Here is a 16,763-nt window from a genome sequence, read left to right on the forward strand (position 1 = left end):
GCCGGCCGCACCGGCCCGCACCCGGCGCGGGGGCGGCGGCCGCCGTGCCCCGGGGGGGCTCACTCGTCGTGTGAGTGGCGGTACCGCCGGTTGCGGCCGTCCTGGTCGAGGCGGTAGACGCTGGTCGTGGGCCAGTACTCGCCCCTCTCGGTCGCGGGCAGTTCGGCGCGCAGCACCATCCGCAGGGAGGGCGGCGGGGCGAGGGCGTTCACCCGCTTGCGGTGGCCGTCCCAGCGTCCGCCGCAGAGTTCGACGTCGAGGATGGCAGGACGGCTGGGAGTGGCGGGGCTGTTGGGGGTGGTGGGGGCCATTCACCCAATCTGCCAGCCTTCGACCTGTACGGGTGGTTTGACGGTGCGAAGCCACTCGTCCGGGGCAATCGCCGAGGCGCGAAGCTGACGAACCCCCGGCGGGCCCGGGCTGCGGGCAGGCGCCCACCGCACCGCGAGGCCGACGGCGCCCCGAGGCCGGCTGCCCCCGAAACCGGCGGCCGCCCCGCCTCACCGGTGACCGGGGGGCGGGGCGGCCGTTCGGGGTCGCGCCCGGTGTCGGAGCCGGGCGGGCCGAAGGTCGGGCCGGGGTCGGATCCGGCCCGGTACCGGCGCCGGGGGTGGCCGGCGCCGGCGGTCGGGGCCACCGCGCTCGCGGCGGTGGCGGGAACGACGGGTCAGGCGCGCCAGGTGTCGCTCAGCGTCACCTTGCCGGAGGCCGGCACGGTCGCGGTGCGGTTGGCCCCGGACTCCCAGGTGACGTTCCCCGCCGCGTCCTTGCGGATGTACTTGTACTCGAACGCGGTACCGGCCGGCAGGGCGACGTCCAGCTTCCAGACCGGGTAGGCGGCCGAGGAGAGCGGCAGCGCCTGGGCCGGGGCCCAGGCGCCGAGCGAGCCGATGCTGCCGACCACGTAGATGTTCTGGCCGACCACGGTGGTGGCGTTCACCGCGAAGGAGGCGCCGGCGGCGACCGCGGTGGCCGTCGCGCTCGGGCTGGCGGTGGCGGTCGGCGTCGCGGTGGCGGTGGCGGTGGCGGTCGGCGTCGCGGTGGCGGTGCCGCACGGGTCCCCGCTGCCGACCACGCCGTCCTTGACCGTCACGTTGCCGGTGCCCAGGGCGTAGTTGGCGCTGTTGTTGTTGTCCCAGGTGCCGGAGCCGTTGTTGAAGGTGGCGGCCAGGCCGGTGGCGCTCCCCAGGCTGACGGTCTTCTTCACCCAGCCGGTGCAGGCCGCGTCCATCGCGACGCCGGGCGCGGTGGTCCAGGTGCCGCCGGTGGGGGCGTAGTGGATGTCGTAGGCGGACCAGTTCTTGTCGGTGCTGTAGAAGACCGTCGCGCTGTTGGCGCCGGAGGTCGGCGAGGTGCTGGCCGACGGAGTGGCACTGGGCGAGGCGCCGCTCGCGCCGACGTACAGCGCGACCGCCTCCCCGGCCGCCACCGTGGCGGTGAACTTCCCGTCGCCGCCCACGGTGTAGGTGGGGCCGCTGCAGCCGCCGCCGGCGGTCGGGTCGCCGTGCTGCACGTCGCAGTAGGTGCCGGCCGGCAGCGAGGTCTGGAAGGTCTGGGTGACGGCGCCGGACTCGCGGTTGATCGCCACGTAGCCCTTGCTGCCGCGTCCGAAGCCGATGGCGTTGTTGCCGTTGGACCACCAGTTGGTGATGCCGGTGCCGGCGACCGCGTTGCGGAAGCCGACCATGTTGGCGACCTGGCGCCAGGCGTGGGTGCAGTTCCAGCCGTCGCTGTAGCAGGCGTTCACGGTGCCGCCGTTCGGCGGGCCGTCGTCGTTGCCCGCGAAGGCGTACCCGGAGTACACGTTCGGCGCGCCGTAGGGGTTGGCCAGCAGGAAGACGTTGGCCAGCGTGTAGGCGCTGCCGTACTTGTAGTTGAGGGTGGACCCGTTGCGCTCGGTGTCCCAGTTGTCGACGAAGGTCCGGGCCTGCGCGCTGCCGAGCAGACCGCTGCCCCAGCCGGACAGGTCGGAGATCTTGCCGCCGTTGAAGGCGCTCTTCAGCCAGGTCGCGGAGCGGAACTCGTCGACGTCGCCGGTGCCGGTGTACTCGGAGGGCTGGATCGGCTCGCCGGCGCCGTAGATGACCTCCTGCACCCAGTAGGCGCTCGGGTTGGCCATCTTGGCCTTGATGGCCGCGAGTTCGCCTGCCGCGATGTGCTTGGCGGCGTCGATCCGGAACCCGTCGACGCCCATCCCGGCCATGTCGCTCAGGTAGTTGGCGATGGTCTGCTGGACGTACGCGCTGCCGGTGTCGAGGTCCGAGAGGTTGACCAGTTCGCAGTTCTGGACGTTCGACCGGTCGCCGTAGTTGCTGATCGCGCTGCGGCAGGAGTGGAAGTCCTGGTCCTGGAAGTACCCGGGGTAGTTGTACTTGGTGTAGTTGGTGCCGCCGGTGCCGGTGCCCGAGCCGGCCGACATGTGGTTGATCACCGAGTCGGCGACCACCTTGACGCCCGCCGCGTGGCAGGTGTTGATCATGTTCTGGAAGGACGTCCGGTCGCCGAGGCGCCCGGCGATCCTGTAGCTGACCGGCTGGTAGGAGGTCCACCACTGGGAGCCCTGGATGTGCTCCTGCGGCGGGGAGACCTCGACGAAGCCGTAGCCCTTGGGGCCGAGGGTGTCGGTGCAGGCCTTGGCGACGGAGTCGAAGCGCCACTCGAAGAGGGTGGCGGTGACGTCCTTGCTGCCCGGCGGGGTGGCCTGGGCCGAGGGGGCGGCGCCGAGCGCGGCGGTGACCGAGAGCGCGAGCGCCGCGGAGGCGGTGAGTGCTCCGGCGACGCGGGCACGCCGGCGGACGGGGGTAGCGGTGACCACGGTGTCTCCTGGGGGCTGAGGTGGCAGCCTGGGCCGTCCCTGCTTGCGGGGAGCACGGACGGGTGGGGGCAGGAATTCCTCTTGCGCAAGTTTCTTGAAAGTTTCAGCAAACTTGCAGCGCCGAACCTATGACCACTGCGACGGTGCGTCAAGACTCCTGTACGCAACGATTCGGACTTCCGTCCCGCGCCCGTGAGACCTTTCGCCGCGCCGACGCGTGGGGTACCTGTAGGGACGGAAAGCACGGCACGGGGACGAGCGGGCCACGGGGGGCGGGCGGCATGGACGACACGACCGGCTTCGAGGAGTTCGCCGCCGCCAGGGCCGGCCGGCTCTTCCAGGTCGCCTACCTGATGTGCGGCGACTGGCACCAGGCGCAGGACCTCGTGCAGACCACCCTGGCCAAGATGTACGCCGTCTGGGGCCGGCTCCACCGCGACGAGGAGAACCCCTCGCCGGACGCCTACGCCCGCAAGGTGCTGCTCCGCTGCTACCTCTCGCACCGGCGGCTGCGGCGCTCCGACGAGATCGCGGTCGCCGACGTCCCCGACTGTCCCACCACCCTGGACGACCTCACCGGGCCCGGCACCGAACTGCGGCTCACCCTGGTCTCCGCGCTGCGCCAGCTGCCACCGCGCAACCGGGCCGTGGTCGTCCTGCGCTACCTGGAGGACCACAGCATCGAGGCCGTCGCGGAGATGCTCGGCACCAGCCAGAGCGCCGTCAAGGGCCTCAGCACCCGCTCGCTCTCCCGGCTGCGCGAGATCCTCGCCGAGGACCGCGAGCTGCTGCTGCAGCCCTGACCACCCGCCCGTACCGGCCGGCCGCGCGCCCCGCCAGTACCGCCGTGCGCCGGGCCCGCCACCGCTCCGCCACGGCACCGACCACCGGGCACCGGCCCCGCGGCCGGCCACCGCCCCCTACCGAACCGACCCGAGGACCGGCCTTGGACGACCTTGAGCACGAGCTCGCCAGGCTGCTGGCCGAGAGCGTCGAAGACCTGCGCCCCCCGGTCGCCGTGATGGTGGCCGAGGCCAACCGGCGCGGCCGCCGGCTGCTGCTGCGCCGTCGGCTGAAGATCGCCGGCTCGGTGGCCGCGGTGGCCGCCCTCGCCCTCACCGGGGCCGTCCTCGGCCTGCCGCAGCGCCCGGCCGGCCCGACCACCGCCGCCACCCGGACCACGGCGCCGGCGACCCCGGCGCCTTCCGCGACCACCGGTGCGACGGACGCGACCGCGCTGGTGAGCGCGATGCAGAAGGCGCTCGTGGAGCTGCTGGGCCCCCGGGCGGCCGTCACGTCCGACCCCCTCGGGGACGAGATCCGGCCCGATCCCCGGCTGGACGCGGCCCTGTGGGTCCGCTACGACGACGGCGACGGCGCGGTGACGGTGGCCGTCGAACTGCACGGCCCGGCCTCCACCGCGACCGGTCCCTCCTGCGGGGCCAGGGCGAGCGCCGGACCGGAGAGCGGCTACACCTGCCGGACCGAGGCGGCCGGTCCCGGGGCCCTGGTGACCGAGGTCCTCAGCCCGCCCGCCACCGGCTGGACCACCTACCGGATCTGGTACGCCGGCCCGGACGGCACCCGGGTGGCCGTCTCGGTGCACAACGGCACCCTGCACGAGCCCACCGACCCGACCCTGTCCGGCCGCCTCACCCGGGCGAGCCCGCCGCTGGACCTCGCCACCTGGCAGTGGATCGCGCAGAACTACCGCTGGCAGAGCCTGGCCGAGGGCGCGATGGACCGCCGCCCGGCCGCCGGACGGGACGGCCCCTGACGGCCGGGCGGGTGCACCGGGCCGGGCCCGGTGCCGGCGGTCTCAGACCGCGTCGGGGCCGCGCTCGCCGGTGCGGACCCGCACGATGCCGTCCACCGGAACGACCCAGACCTTGCCGTCGCCGATCTTGCCGGTCCGGGCGGCGGCCACCACGGTCTCCATCACCCGGTCGGCGTCCTCGTCCTCGACCACGACCTCGATCCGTGCCTTGGGGACGAGGTCGATGCGGTACTCGGCGCCCCGGTACACCTCGGTGTGGCCGTGCTGGCGCCCGTAGCCGCTGGCCTCGGTGACGGTGAGTCCGTGCACCCCGATGGCCTGCAGCGCGTTCTTGACCTCGTCCAGCTTGAACGGCTTGATGATCGCGGTGATCAGCTTCATTTGGTGGAGGCCTTGTCGGACGAGTGCGTGAGCACGACGGCGTGGGCCGTCGTTCCATGGCCCAGGACGCCGTGATCGTACGCGGTCTCGGCGTGCACGGCGAGGTCCAGACCGGTGAGTTCGTGCTCCTCGGGGGCGCGGAAGCCCATCACCCGGTCGATCGCCCGCCCGATCCCGTACGTCGTCGCGAAGGCGTACGCGCCGACCACGACCACCGCGACCAGCTGCTTGCCGCTCTGCGCCAGGCCGCCGCCGTGCAGCAGGCCGGCCGGGCCGCCGGTCATCGTGGCGGTGGCGAACAGGCCGATCAGCACGGTGCCGATGACGCCGGCCACGAAGTGCACGCCGACCACGTCGAGCGAGTCGTCGAAGCCGAAGCGGAACTTCCAGCTCACCGCGTACGAGCAGACCACGCCCGCGGCCAGCCCGATCGCCAGCGCCCCGAGCAGGTCGACGCTGCCGCAGGACGGGGTGATCGCGACCAGGCCGGCCACCGCGCCGGAGGCCGCCCCCAGCGTGGTGGCGTGGCCGTCCCGGCGCTTCTCCACCAGCAGCCAGCCGAGCAGCCCGGTGCAGCCGGCCGCCTGGGTGTTGAGCAGGGCGGAGGCGGCCAGGCCGTTGGCACCGAGCGCGGAGCCGCCGTTGAAGCCGAACCAGCCGAACCAGAGCAGGCCGGCCCCGAGCAGGACCAGCGGCAGGTTGTGCGGGCGCATCGCCTCCTTGCGGAAGCCGAGGCGCGGCCCGAGCAGCAGGGCCAGCGCGAGGCCGCTGGCGCCGCAGTTGACCTCCACGACGGTGCCGCCGGCGAAGTCCAGGGCGCCGAGCTTCGACAGGATCCAGCCGCCCGGCGCGAAGACCCAGTGCGCGACCGGGACGTAGACCAGCAGCGTCCAGACGGCGGTGAAGGCCACCCAGGAGCCGAACTTGGCCCGGTCCGCGATGGCGCCGCTGATCAGGGCGGCGGTGATGATCGCGAAGGTCAGCTGGAAGGTCGCGAAGAGCACGGTCGGGACGTGGCCGGTGAGCGAGGAGGGGGTGATTCCGGCCATTCCGAGGTGTTCGAGGCCGCCGATCAGGCCCCAGCCGCCCGCGTCGGCGCCGAAGGCGAGCGAGTAGCCGGCCAGCAGCCAGACCACGGTGACCACCGCGATCGAGACGAAGCTCATCATGATCATGTTGAGCACGCTCTTGGTGCGCACCATGCCGCCGTAGAACAGCGCCAGGCCGGGAGTCATCAGCAGGACGAGGGCGGTGCTGGCGAGCAGCCAGGCGGTGTCACCGGTGTCGAGTCCGGTGGTCGTTTCAGCCAGGAGCATGCGGATCGGTGCCTTCCCAAGCGGCGGCCCGCGCAGACGGAGGTGCCGTACCCGGTTGCCGCCGGAGGGGTGGGGAGGGGCGACCGGTGGGCGGGGTTTGCGCGCGAGTCGGATGGGAGAGTGTTGCCCGGCCAAATTTCTTGTTGCAGACACCGGTGTTTCCGCCGTGTTTCGTGTTGCCGCCGCATTTCGGTCCGCTCACCGCCGGCGCTCGGCCGACGGGGTCGGGCGACGGCGGAAAGCCGACAGGCAGGGCCCGGCAGCGGTTGCTGCCGGGCCCTGCCGTCATGCGGTGCTCACCTGTCTCCTGGCCGTCACCGGCCCGGGTTTCAGCTGGTGGCGATGGAGGTGTCGTCGATCACGAAGCTCGTCTGCAGCGAGGAGTCCTCGGTGCCGTTGAACTTCAGGGTGACGCTCTGGCCCGCGTAGGCCGAGAGGTCGAAGGTGCGCAGCTGGTAGCCGGCCGCGGCGTTCACGTTCGAGTAGGTGGTGAGGGCCGTGCCGTTGACGGTCACCGCGAGCTTGTCGTAGGCGGTGCTGCCGGTCTCGGCGGTGTCGATGTGCAGGTAGAAGCTCAGCGTCGCCTTGCAGCCGGCCGGGATGGTGACGGTCTGCGCGGCGCTGTCGGTGTGGGTGGAGCCGTAGCCGTTCAGCCACGCCTTCCAGCTGCCGCCGTGGGCGGCCTGGCCGGAGCTGTTGTCGACGACGCCGCTGGTGGTGGTCCAGGGGGCGGCGGTGCCGGTCTCGAAGCCGGCGTTGCCGAGCAGCTGGGCCGGGGTGCAGCTGCCGCCGCCCGTGCTCACCGTCCAGGTGAAGGAGGTCGAACCGGTCTTGTTGGCCGCGTCCTTGGCGGTCACCGTGACGTTGTAGGTGCCGGCCGTGGTGGCGGTACCGGTGATCTTGCCGGTGGAGCTGATCGACAGCCCGGTCGGCAGCCCGGTCGCGGTGAAGGTCAGCGGCGCGGTGCCGCCGGAGGCCGCGATCTGCAGGTTGGCGGTGCCGTTCACCGCGGTGCTCTGGTTGCCCGGGTTGGTGACGGTCACGCTGCCGGACGGCAGCGAACCGACGTTGACGCCGGCCCAGGCGGTGGCGACCGCGTTGTACTCGGCGCTGCTCGCGCCGTACAGCGCGGTGGCGGCGTTGAGGGTGGCGGTGCGGGCGGCCGCGTAGTTGGTGGTGGAGGTCATGTACGCGGTGAGCGCCTTGTACCAGATCGCGGCGGCCTTGTCCCGGCCGATGCCGGTGACCGCGATGCTGTTCACCGTCGGGCTGTTGTAGCTGACGCCGTTGATGACCTTCGCGCCGCTGCCCTCGGACAGCAGGTAGAAGAAGTGGTTGGCGACGCCGGACGAGTAGTGCACGTCCAGGTTGCCGACGCCCGAGTACCAGGAGTCGGCCGAGCTGCCGTCCTTGGAGGGCTTGTCCATGTAGCGCAGCGGGGTGCCGTTGCCGTTGAGGTCGATGACCTCGCCGATGAGGTAGTCCGGGACGTCGGTGGGCAGGTTGGCGTAGAACTCCACCATCGTGCCGAAGATGTCGGAGGTGGCCTCGTTGAGGCCGCCGGACTCGCCCGAGTAGTTGAGGTTGGCGGTGGCGGCGGTGACGCCGTGGCTCATCTCGTGGCCGGCCACGTCGATCTCGGTGAGCGGGTGGGTGTTGCCCGACCCGTCGCCGTAGGTCATGCAGAAGCAGCCGTCGTCCCAGAACGCGTTGGTGTAGTTGTTGTCGTAGTGCACGCGGCTGAAGGCGCCGACACCGTCGTTGCGGATGCCGTTGCGGCCGAAGGTGTTCTTGTAGTAGTCCCAGGTCGCGCCCACGCCGTACTGGGCGTCGACGGCGGCGGACTCGGAGTTGCTGGCCTGCCCGTTGCCCCAGGTGTCGGTCGACTTGGTGTAGAGGGTGCCGTTGCCGGACGTGCCGTGGTTCATGTTGGTGGTGTACATCCCACCGCGCGAGGCGTCCTTGAGCTGGTACGTGGAGCCGCTCAGCGTGGTGGTCAGCGGCACGTTGCCGACGAAGACGCCGGTGCCGGTGCCGGTCTTGATGCTCTCGGCCTTGCCGAGCACCGCGCCGGTGGTGGCGTCGGTGATGACGTGCAGGCGGCTCGGGGTGCCGTCGCTCTCCTTGCCGGAGACGATGGTCTCCCAGGCGAGCTTCGGGGCGCCGTCGGCGGCCCAGACGACCAGCCGCGGGGCGGTGTCGAGGGCGGAGCCGGACTCGGCGGCGAGCGCGGCGGCCTGGGCCTTCGGGGCGGCCAGCGCGGGCGTGGTGCTGACGCCGGTGAGCACGGCCTCGCTGGCCTTGGTGACGCCCTGGGTGGCGCCGGCCGCGTTCTGGTGCACGATCAGGTCGCCGCCGAGGACGGGGAGTCCGCCGTAGGTCCGCTCGTAGCGCAGGTGCCGGGAGCCGTCGGCGTCCTGCACGACGTCCTTGGTGACCAGCTTCTCCTGGGTGCCCAGACCGAGCTGCTGGGCGAGCGAGGCAGTCTGCTGGTTGGCGGAGGCGATCAGCGCGTCCCGGCCGGCCACCGTCTGGGCGGCTGCGGAAGGCGTGGGGCTGGCCGCCTGCGCGATGACCGGGATGCCGGTCACGAGCAGCGCGGTGGATGCGGCCATGACAACCGCGGCCTTCCGGGCATGGGTGTAGCGGGGCATACGGACTCCTTTTCCGACCGGCCGCGGGTTGGCGGACGGTGGAGAGAACCTGGCCGCGGGGTTGCGGCACAGTGGGGGCGCCCGGCCGCCGGTGCGCGGCGCGGGTGCGGTGATCCGGAGTGGTGCAGGAAGTGCGATGCGCCTTACCTGACCTGATGCGACCGCATCGGAGGGTGGGGGACCCCCGCGTCTGCAGCCGGAGGAATCGTGGCAGTAAACGAGCCGTGAATGACAGATGCATGCCAGTGATTGGCCGATTCGTGCCACCCCCCGTGGTCATCGGTGGATGCCAACCGTGTTACAGGCAGGGGCACTTCTGGAGATGAGTTTCATTACTGCCGGACGGCCGGGCCACGCGCGGAAAGCACTGACCAGCGCCAGGCCCGTACGCCCCGGCCGGGCCCTCTCCCCCAGCGCCGACCGCCCCCGGCACGTCACAGCGACCCGCGTGCCACCGACGATTTCCAGCCACCCGAAGCGCCATCCGGACACCCGGCGACGCCGCCCCGGACACCTCGCCGGACACCGCGGGGCACCGGAACGCCCAGGGAACGGGCCGGCGCACGGGCCACCGGCGCCTCCCCCGCCGCTCCCGCCCCGTCGGCGGAGCACGACGAGCGGCCCCGCGTCACACGTGGGGGTGTGACGCGGGGCCGCTCCGACAACCGGTCCGTCAGCGCTGCACGAACACCGCGACAGTGCGCGCGGGGACGGTGAACGTGCCCGTACCGGCGTCGAATCCGGAGGCCTTGACCACCTGGTCCGACCCGCCCGCCTGGACGGTGTGCAGGGCCTGCTGAGTGCCCTTCAGCGCCGCCACGCTCTGCTTCTGGACGGTGGGCGTGGCGTTGAACACCACGGTGATGCCCTTCTCCGCACCCTTCAGGCCGGTGCCGTCCAGGTGCAGGGTGATCACGCCCGGCGTCTCGCCGGCCGTGCCGGAGAGCGGGTACGACAGGCGCTGCTGCACCTCGGCCGCCGTCGGCAGCGCGAACAGCGGGGAGGACTGCTTGATCTTCAGCAACTGCTGGTAGATCGCGGTCGCCGAGGCGATGTCGGCGGCGCCCACCTTGAGGTTCGGGTTGGCCAGCAGCGACTTGGAGACCGGCCACATCGACTTGTTGTCCGCGGCCATCGGCACGCCGCGGCCCCAACCGTTGCCCTGCGCCGGGTTCCACTGGATCGAGTTGAACCAGTCGCCGGAGTCGAAGGAGTTGGCGTCCAGCGACTTGGAGCGCAGCAGGTCGCTGCCCGCCTGGGCGAAGCCCACCCCCTGGTTCAGGGTGGTCAGGGACAGCGCCAGCGCCTGCATCCGGGCCCGGTCGGCCGGCGAGGTGGTGACCGGCAGCTTGAACGCGAGGGCGTCGAACAGGTCGGCGTTGTCGTGCGCGTCCACGTACTCGACGGACTCGCCGGGCTTGGCCGCGTACCCGGTCGGGGAGCCGTTGTAGTCGACCCCCGCGCCGGTGACGGCCTTGCCCGAGCTGTCGGTGAAGGAGTAGCCGGCCAGGTTGCCGGTCAGCGCCACCTTGATCTGGTCCATCTGGTGCAGCAGCCGGGCCTTCTGCTGCTCGGGCGTGCCGTTGTCGGCCGAGCCGTTCGGGTCGGTGAACAGGCCCGAGGCGAAGCCCTGCTGGGGGGCGGAGGAGAGCTGGTAGTTGCCGCCGCGCGCCGCGTCCCTGACCCGGTCGTCGAAGGTGGCGATGCCGGTGCCGCCCATGTTCAGCTGGCTGGCCTGGACGAAGCGGGCGTTGTCGGCGACCACGCCGAAGTTCCAGCCCTCGCCGTAGAGGAAGATGTTCTTCCCGTCGACGCCGTCCGAGGCCGGCGTCATCCTCCGCAGGGCGGCCTGCACGTCCAGCATGGTGGACTTCGGGTCCAGGCCCATCAGGTCGAAGCGGAACCCGTCCACCTTGTACTCGCGGGCCCAGGTGGTGACCGAGTCGACGACCAGCCGGTTCATCATGGCGTGCTCCGGCGCGGTGTCCGCGCAGCAGCTGTCCGTGGTGACCTTGCCGGCGGCGTCGAGGCGCTGGTAGTAGCCGGGCACGATCTTGTCGAGCACCGAGTGCTCGGCCTGGCCGGCGGCGGCGGTGTGGTTGTAGACGACGTCCAGGACGACCCGCAGGCCGGCCTCGTGCATCGCCTGCACCATCTGGCGGAACTGCACCGTGCGGGCCGTCCCGTTCGGGTCCGTCGCGTACGAGCCCTCCGGCACGTTGTAGTGCAGCGGGTCGTAGCCCCAGTTGTACGCGTCCTCGGCCTGGACGGCCGCCACGCACTCCTGCTGCTGCTCGCTGTCGGCCGCCAGCGAGGCCAGGTCGCAGGCCGGCAGCTTCTGGTCGGCCCGGTTCTCCCGGATGGTCGCGATGTCGAAGGTCGGCAGCAGGTGGATGGTGGTGACGCCCGCCTTGGCGAGGTCCCGCAGGTGCTGCATGCCGGCCGACTGCGACTCGGTGAAGGCCAGGTAGGTGCCGCGCTCGGCGGCCGGCACGGTGGTGTCGGCGGTCGAGAAGTCCCGGACGTGCAGCTCCTGGATCTGCTGCTGGCCGGCCGGGATCGCCTTCGGCACGGCGTGGTTGTCCCAGCCCTTGGGCTTGAGCTCCTTGGCGTTCAGGTCGGCGACCAGGCTGCGCCTGGAGTCGGTGGAGAGCGCCACCGAGTACGGGTCGGTGACCAGGTTGGTGACGTTCTGCTGGACGCTCGGCGCCCAGACCTTCACCTGGTACACGTAGTACTTGCCGTTCAGCTCCGCCGCGTCGCGGACCAGCTCCCAGACGCCGGTCTCGTCGTCGAGCTTCAGCGGGACGGTCTTCGGGGTGCCGCCGGTGGGCCCGTCGAAGATCTGGACGGACACCTCGATGGCGGTCGGCGCCCAGAGCGAGAGCGCGACCTTGCCGTTGTAGTACTGCGGGCCGAAGTCGGCCTTGGCGGCCTTGGCGGCGTACAGGTCGTCCAGCACGCCGGGGATCTGCACGCCGGTGGCGGCCAGGGTGGCGCCCGTCGGCAGGTGCTCGGTGAAGACCAGCTGGCTGCGGAGCGCGGCGGTGACCCGGCCGGCGTCGCGGGGGTCGACGGTGAAGGCGCGGTAGCCCGCCAGGTGCGGGAACTTGGCCTTCTGGGCGGCGGTCAGGCCGCCCTTGGCCTGCTCCAGGCGCAGCCAGCGGCCGTCCTTGTTGAGCACGCCCTTGTCGACCTTGAGGCCCCCCTCGGGGTCGTAGACCAGCTGGGCGCTGGTGCCGCCGGCCAGGGCGCCGTCGGCGGCGCCGAAGTTGGCCGGGACGACGACGGTGGTGGCGTCGATCCACTGCGCCTTGGCGGAGCCGAGGTCGAGCTGGGCGCTGGTGGTGGCGCTCTGCGGCAGCAGGTGGCCCTCCTGGCCGCCGATCAGCCAGACCTCGTGGCCGCTGACCGAGAAGTCCAGCGACTGGTCGGAGGGCAGGTCCTTGTCGCCGCCGTTGTGGATGATGTAGCTGAGGCTGGTGGCCCCGGCGGCGAGCGGCACCTCGAAGACCGCGCCGTAGGCGTCCTTGCGGACGGGCATCAGCGGGTTGCCCCAGTCGGTGGGGGTGGCCGCGCCGGTCCAGTCGTGCAGGCCCCAGCCGTCGTAGTTGCCGTCCGCGCGGTGGTAGTGGATCACCGCGGTGTCGGCGGGCTGGGTGTCCGCGGGGCCCGGGTTGGTGGTCCGGACGGTCGGGTCGCCCTCCTTGATCCAGACCTCGCCGGTGGCGCCGACGTCGATGTGCCGGTCGCCGTCGACGTCCTTGGTGCCGTTGTTCTCGACCACGAACCCGACGTCCGAGGCACCGCTGTTCAGCTTCACGTAGGCGAAGGCGCCGTAGGCGTCGCGGCCGGTGAAGGCGTGCCCGGCGGGCCAGGTGGTGGACTCCCCGTCGGCTATGTCGCCCCAGGCGTAGAGGTTCCAGCCGTCGTAGTTCTTGTCGCCCCGCTGGTAGTGCACGATCGCGTACGGCCGGGCGGTGGCGCTCGGAGCGGGGGTGGGCGCCGGGGTGCCGGTGGTGAAGCCGCCGGTGGCCGAGCGCAGGTGGCCGCTGGAGTCCTGGACGACGGCCTTGTAGCGCACCACGGTGCCGGGCGCGACGGAGCCGAGGTCCTGGGTGACCTTGTTGCTGCCGTTGTCGGAGGTGCCGAGCACCTGCCAGGGGCCGTTGCCGACCTGGGCGGCGAAGGAGACCCGGTTGAAGCCGCCGCCGTCGAGGTCGGCGCCGACCGTGACGGTGCCGGTGGAGCCGTCGGCCGGGGCGCGCAGGGTGATCTGCGGCGCGGCGGCGACCGGGGCGAGCTTGCCGGCGGCCTTCCAGACCACCGAGGAGAGCGCCGGGACGACGACGGTGATCTTCTTGTCGGCGCCGCTGACGGTCTGGCCGCCGGCCGCCGGGTAGAGCCGGTCGAAGGTCTGGCCGGCCGAGAAGGTGTCCAGCGTGACGCTCTTCGGCTCGGTGGAGTTGTTCACCGCGACCACGTACTCGACCTGCTGGCCGGCGTCGATCCGGGAGAAGGCGTAGACGCCGGCGCCGTCGGCCGCGTACCGCTCGATCTGCGCGCCGTCGGCGAGTGCCGGGTGCGCCTTGCGGAGCGCCGCGAGGTCGGCGATGCCGGTGTAGAGGGAGCCGTCCTTGCCGTAGCGGTCGGCGGAGCCGGTGGCGCCGCCGATCACCGGGTCGCTGTTGTAGGACGGGGTCTTCGAGGCGAACATGTCCTGCCGGGCGTCCTTGTCGCCGCCCGCGCCGGTGAAGCCCTGCTCGTCGCCGTAGTAGACGACCGGCTGGCCGCGGGTGAGGAACTGGAGTTCGCTCGCGAGCCGGTCGCGCCGGAGCAGCGTGGCGTCGTCCGCACCCGGGTTGTCGCTGCGCAGGAAACTGCCGAACCGGCCCATGTCGTGGTTGCCGAGGAAGGTCGGCAGTTCGTAGGCGTCGGTGTCCGCGGTGGTGTAGCGGTAGTCCTGGCCGTAGACGTCGGAAAGCGCCTTGGCGGAGCCGCCCTGCGAGACGTAGGCGCGCGCGGCGTTCTGGAACGGGAAGTCCAGGGTGGCCTGCAGCTTGCCCTTGGTGACGTACGGGGAGGTGATGGCCGGGTCGCCGGAGTAGACCTCGCCGAACATGAAGAACTTCTTGTTGCCCTGCTTCGCGGCGAATTCCTTCAGCGAGGGCGCCCACTGCTGCCAGAAGGCCATGTTGACGTGCTTGACGGTGTCGATCCGGAATCCGTCGACGCCGGTGTCCTTGACCCAGGTCTGGTAGACCTTCTCGAATCCCTTGACCACCTGCGGATTCTGGGTGTCGAGGTCGTCCAGGCCGGAGAAGTCGCCCTCGGTGGCCGATTCGCCGACGAAGGTGGAGTCGCCCCGGTTGTGGTAGAGCGAGGGGTCGTTCAGCCAGGAGGGCGTCTTGGCGTTCGCGTCGGCCGCGCTGCCGAAGGTCGGCGAGTACGGGAACGAGTTCCCGGTGAGCTTGGGGAAGGCCGTGCCGGCGTCGGCGGCGGCCGTCTCGTCGACCGGGGCGCCGTCCTTGTCGAGCGTCGGGTAGGCGCCCTCCGACCGGTAGGTGTACTGCTTCTGCGCGTAGTCGATGACGTCGGCGGTGTGGTTGGTGATGACGTCGAAGAAGACCTTGATGCCCTTGGCGTGCGCCTTCGCGATCAGCTCCTTGAGCTGCTCGTTGGTGCCGAAGTGCGGGTCGACCTGGGTGAAGTCGGTGATCCAGTAGCCGTGGTAGCCGGCCGAGGCGTTGTCGCCGGTGCCCTGGACGGGCTTGTTCTTGAAGATCGGCGCCATCCAGATCGCGGTGGTGCCGAGGTCCTGGATGTAGTCGAGCTGCTTGATCAGGCCTTCGAGGTCGCCACCGTGGTAGAAGCCCTTGTCGGCGGGGTCGAGGCCGTTGTCCAGCCGGGTGCCGGTGATGCCGCCGGTGTCGTTGCCGGTGTTCCCGTTCGCGAACCGGTCGGGCAGGACGAAGTAGAACTGCTCGCGGGTGAGGTCGTGCCGGGCGGCCGACGCGGCGAGCGAGGCGTCCGACGGCGGGGCCGGCGGGGTGGCGGCGGCGGCGAGCGGCGCGGCGCTGCCGAGGGTGGCCGCGATCAGCGAGGCGGCGAGCAGGACGGCCGCGCGGCCGGGTCTGCGGTAGGTGGTCGTGCTCCGTTGCGGGCGGGGCTGGACGTCGGCCACGAAGGGGCTCCCTTGGGGCGGGCAGGCGGGATGGGGCACCTCACGGCCGGCAGGCCGTCCGAGCGCCATCGAGTGGCGTGGACGCTAGTGGTTGAAAGATGTTTCAGCAAGATGCTGAAATTGTTTCCACCGACCTCTTGACCCGCCCGCCGGAACCCCCCAGAGTCATTACCGCGCGCCCTGCCGTACACACCGCCACCGCCGGTCCTCCCGGAGTGCCCCGACCCGTCGCACGAGGACGGACGGCCGCCGGTGGAAGCGGGGCCGCACCGCGCGGGGTCCCGGTGAGGGTCGGGACGTCCGTGGGCGGGATTCGCCGCCCGCCGGGGCCCAACGGGTCTCCGGCGGGCCGCCGGACCGCCGGCCCCGGCCACCGCCGGGGCGAGCGCCCGGCCCGGCACCCGTCGGCATCGCGCTCCCCCGGAGGCCGCACCCCCTCCCCCGGGCCGCTCCCGTTCACCGGCCACCCCCCGCTTAGACTCCTAGATCGCGATCGCGTAACAATGGGACGTATGTCCGTCCCTCCGGTCTTCGCAGACACCACCAGCACCACCCCCTACCCCGGTGGGACCCACCCCCTCACCCCTTGGGGGGACATCCGGTGAAGAATCCACGACCGCAGGATGAGCAGACGGCTACGGCACGTCTGGCAGACTTCTCGTCCATGGGGGAACCGACCGAGAACCACGCAGCAGGCGCCGGGCGCCCCGGCGCGGCACAGCAGAGCGGTTCCGTCGCAGGCCAGGCCCGAACGGGCCGGGTGCCGGACGGAGCCACCCGCGCCGCCCAGAGCCGCTCGGCGGCGATCCGCAGCAGGGTCCGCGAGCAGCGCCGCTCGCCCGCGAGACCCCGGCTGTGGTTCGAGCTCGCACTGATCGGCGTCAGCTACTGGCTGTACTCGCTGGTGCGCAACGCCGTGCCCGAGCACGCGACCACCGCGCAGCTGCACTCCTCGTGGATCTGGCACTTCGAGCGGGCCCTCGGGGCCGGCGTCGAACGCGCGGTGAACCACGGGGTCAACTCCGTCACGTGGTTGATCGTCGGGATGAACTACTACTACGCGACGCTGCACTTCATCGTCACCATAGGTGTGCTCGTCTGGGTCTACCGACGGCATCCGGGCCGCTACGCGGCGGCACGGACGGTGCTGTTCGTGACCACGGGCATCGCCCTGGTCGGCTTCTACTTCTTCCCGCTGGCGCCGCCCCGGCTGATGACGGGCGGCGGGTTCGTCGACACCGTCAAGGTCCACGACACCTGGGGCTCGATGGCCTCCGGCCCCGCGGCGCACGTGTCCAACCAGTACGCCGCGATGCCGTCGATGCACATCGGCTGGTCGCTCTGGTGCGGACTGGCGATCTTCTTCCTGGCCCGCCGGACCTGGGTGCGGGCCCTCGGGGTGCTCTACCCCGTGGCCACCCTGGTGGTCATCGTCTCCACCGCCAACCACTTCTGGATGGACGCCGTCGGTGGCGTCGTCTGCCTGTCGGTCGGCTTCCTGGTGGCCCGCCTGGTCTACCACGTGTGGGCCTACCAGCTGCCCCGGACACCCGCCCGCGAGGGCGAAGAGCGTCCGGTCACGGTGCCCGAGCAGTGGACCGCCCCCACCGCCGTCGCCGGGCGCCGCTGAGCGGCG

Annotated in this window: 9 protein-coding genes; 3 read left to right on the forward strand and 6 right to left on the reverse strand. The window is 71.8% G+C overall.

Going from position 1 to position 16,763, the window contains the following annotated elements:
* Positions 1-59 precede the first annotated feature (59 nt).
* Both J2S46_RS12285 and J2S46_RS12290 read right to left on the reverse strand, forming a co-directional pair.
* Complete coding sequence (locus J2S46_RS12285) at positions 60-311, reverse strand: hypothetical protein (protein ID WP_191293700.1); 252 nt, start codon at positions 309-311, stop codon at positions 60-62.
* Positions 312-667: 356 nt separating this feature from the next.
* A complete protein-coding gene (locus J2S46_RS12290) occupies positions 668-2,815 on the reverse strand; it encodes a carbohydrate-binding module family 20 domain-containing protein (RefSeq protein ID WP_191293701.1) in 2,148 nt (715 codons plus the stop codon).
* A 281-nt stretch (positions 2,816-3,096) separates the two neighbouring features.
* Between J2S46_RS12290 and J2S46_RS12295 the strand changes: the two genes are divergently transcribed.
* A complete protein-coding gene (locus J2S46_RS12295; RefSeq protein WP_191293702.1) occupies positions 3,097-3,618 on the forward strand; it encodes a SigE family RNA polymerase sigma factor in 522 nt (173 codons plus the stop codon).
* A 143-nt stretch (positions 3,619-3,761) separates the two neighbouring features.
* A complete protein-coding gene (locus tag J2S46_RS12300; protein WP_191293703.1) occupies positions 3,762-4,592 on the forward strand; it encodes a hypothetical protein in 831 nt (276 codons plus the stop codon).
* A 42-nt stretch (positions 4,593-4,634) separates the two neighbouring features.
* On the opposite strand, the gene J2S46_RS12305 is transcribed toward J2S46_RS12300, so the two are convergent.
* The 4 genes from J2S46_RS12305 to pulA all read right to left on the reverse strand — a co-directional run bounded on the left by J2S46_RS12305 (position 4,635) and on the right by pulA (position 15,196).
* On the reverse strand, positions 4,635-4,973 hold the full coding sequence (locus J2S46_RS12305) for a P-II family nitrogen regulator (protein WP_073923198.1): 339 nt from the start codon (positions 4,971-4,973) through the stop codon (positions 4,635-4,637).
* Positions 4,970-6,289: an ammonium transporter gene (locus J2S46_RS12310; RefSeq protein WP_191293704.1), complete on the reverse strand. Its 1,320-nt coding sequence runs from the start codon at positions 6,287-6,289 to the stop codon at positions 4,970-4,972. Before J2S46_RS12310 ends, J2S46_RS12305 begins: the two co-directional genes overlap by 4 nt.
* A 329-nt stretch (positions 6,290-6,618) precedes the next feature.
* Positions 6,619-8,943, reverse strand: a complete 2,325-nt coding sequence (locus tag J2S46_RS12315) for a M4 family metallopeptidase (RefSeq protein ID WP_307349803.1) — start codon at positions 8,941-8,943, stop codon at positions 6,619-6,621.
* Positions 8,944-9,616: 673 nt separating this feature from the next.
* A complete protein-coding gene (gene pulA, locus J2S46_RS12320; protein WP_191293365.1) occupies positions 9,617-15,196 on the reverse strand; it encodes a pullulanase-type alpha-1,6-glucosidase in 5,580 nt (1,859 codons plus the stop codon).
* 595 nt (positions 15,197-15,791) lie between these two features.
* On the opposite strand from pulA, the gene J2S46_RS12325 reads away from it, so the two are divergent.
* Entirely contained in the window at positions 15,792-16,757 is a 966-nt protein-coding gene (locus J2S46_RS12325; RefSeq protein WP_191293366.1) for a phosphatase PAP2 family protein, read from the forward strand.
* Positions 16,758-16,763: the final 6 nt, after the last annotated feature.

The organism is Kitasatospora herbaricolor, from assembly GCF_030813695.1.
Taxonomy (GTDB): domain Bacteria; phylum Actinomycetota; class Actinomycetes; order Streptomycetales; family Streptomycetaceae; genus Kitasatospora; species Kitasatospora herbaricolor.

What these genes read in the sequence shown, in the direction of transcription:
- J2S46_RS12285 (WP_191293700.1), bottom strand. Translation starts at nt 311, where the DNA reads ATGGCCCCCACCACCCCCAACAGCCCCGCCACTCCCAGCCGTCCTGCC.
- J2S46_RS12295 (WP_191293702.1), top strand. Translation starts at nt 3,097, where the DNA reads ATGGACGACACGACCGGCTTCGAGGAGTTCGCCGCCGCCAGGGCCGGC.
- J2S46_RS12305 (WP_073923198.1), bottom strand. Translation starts at nt 4,973, where the DNA reads ATGAAGCTGATCACCGCGATCATCAAGCCGTTCAAGCTGGACGAGGTC.
- J2S46_RS12310 (WP_191293704.1), bottom strand. Translation starts at nt 6,289, where the DNA reads ATGCTCCTGGCTGAAACGACCACCGGACTCGACACCGGTGACACCGCC.
- J2S46_RS12315 (WP_307349803.1), bottom strand. Translation starts at nt 8,943, where the DNA reads ATGCCCCGCTACACCCATGCCCGGAAGGCCGCGGTTGTCATGGCCGCA.
- pulA (WP_191293365.1), bottom strand. Translation starts at nt 15,196, where the DNA reads ATGGCGCTCGGACGGCCTGCCGGCCGTGAGGTGCCCCATCCCGCCTGC.
- J2S46_RS12325 (WP_191293366.1), top strand. Translation starts at nt 15,792, where the DNA reads ATGGGGGAACCGACCGAGAACCACGCAGCAGGCGCCGGGCGCCCCGGC.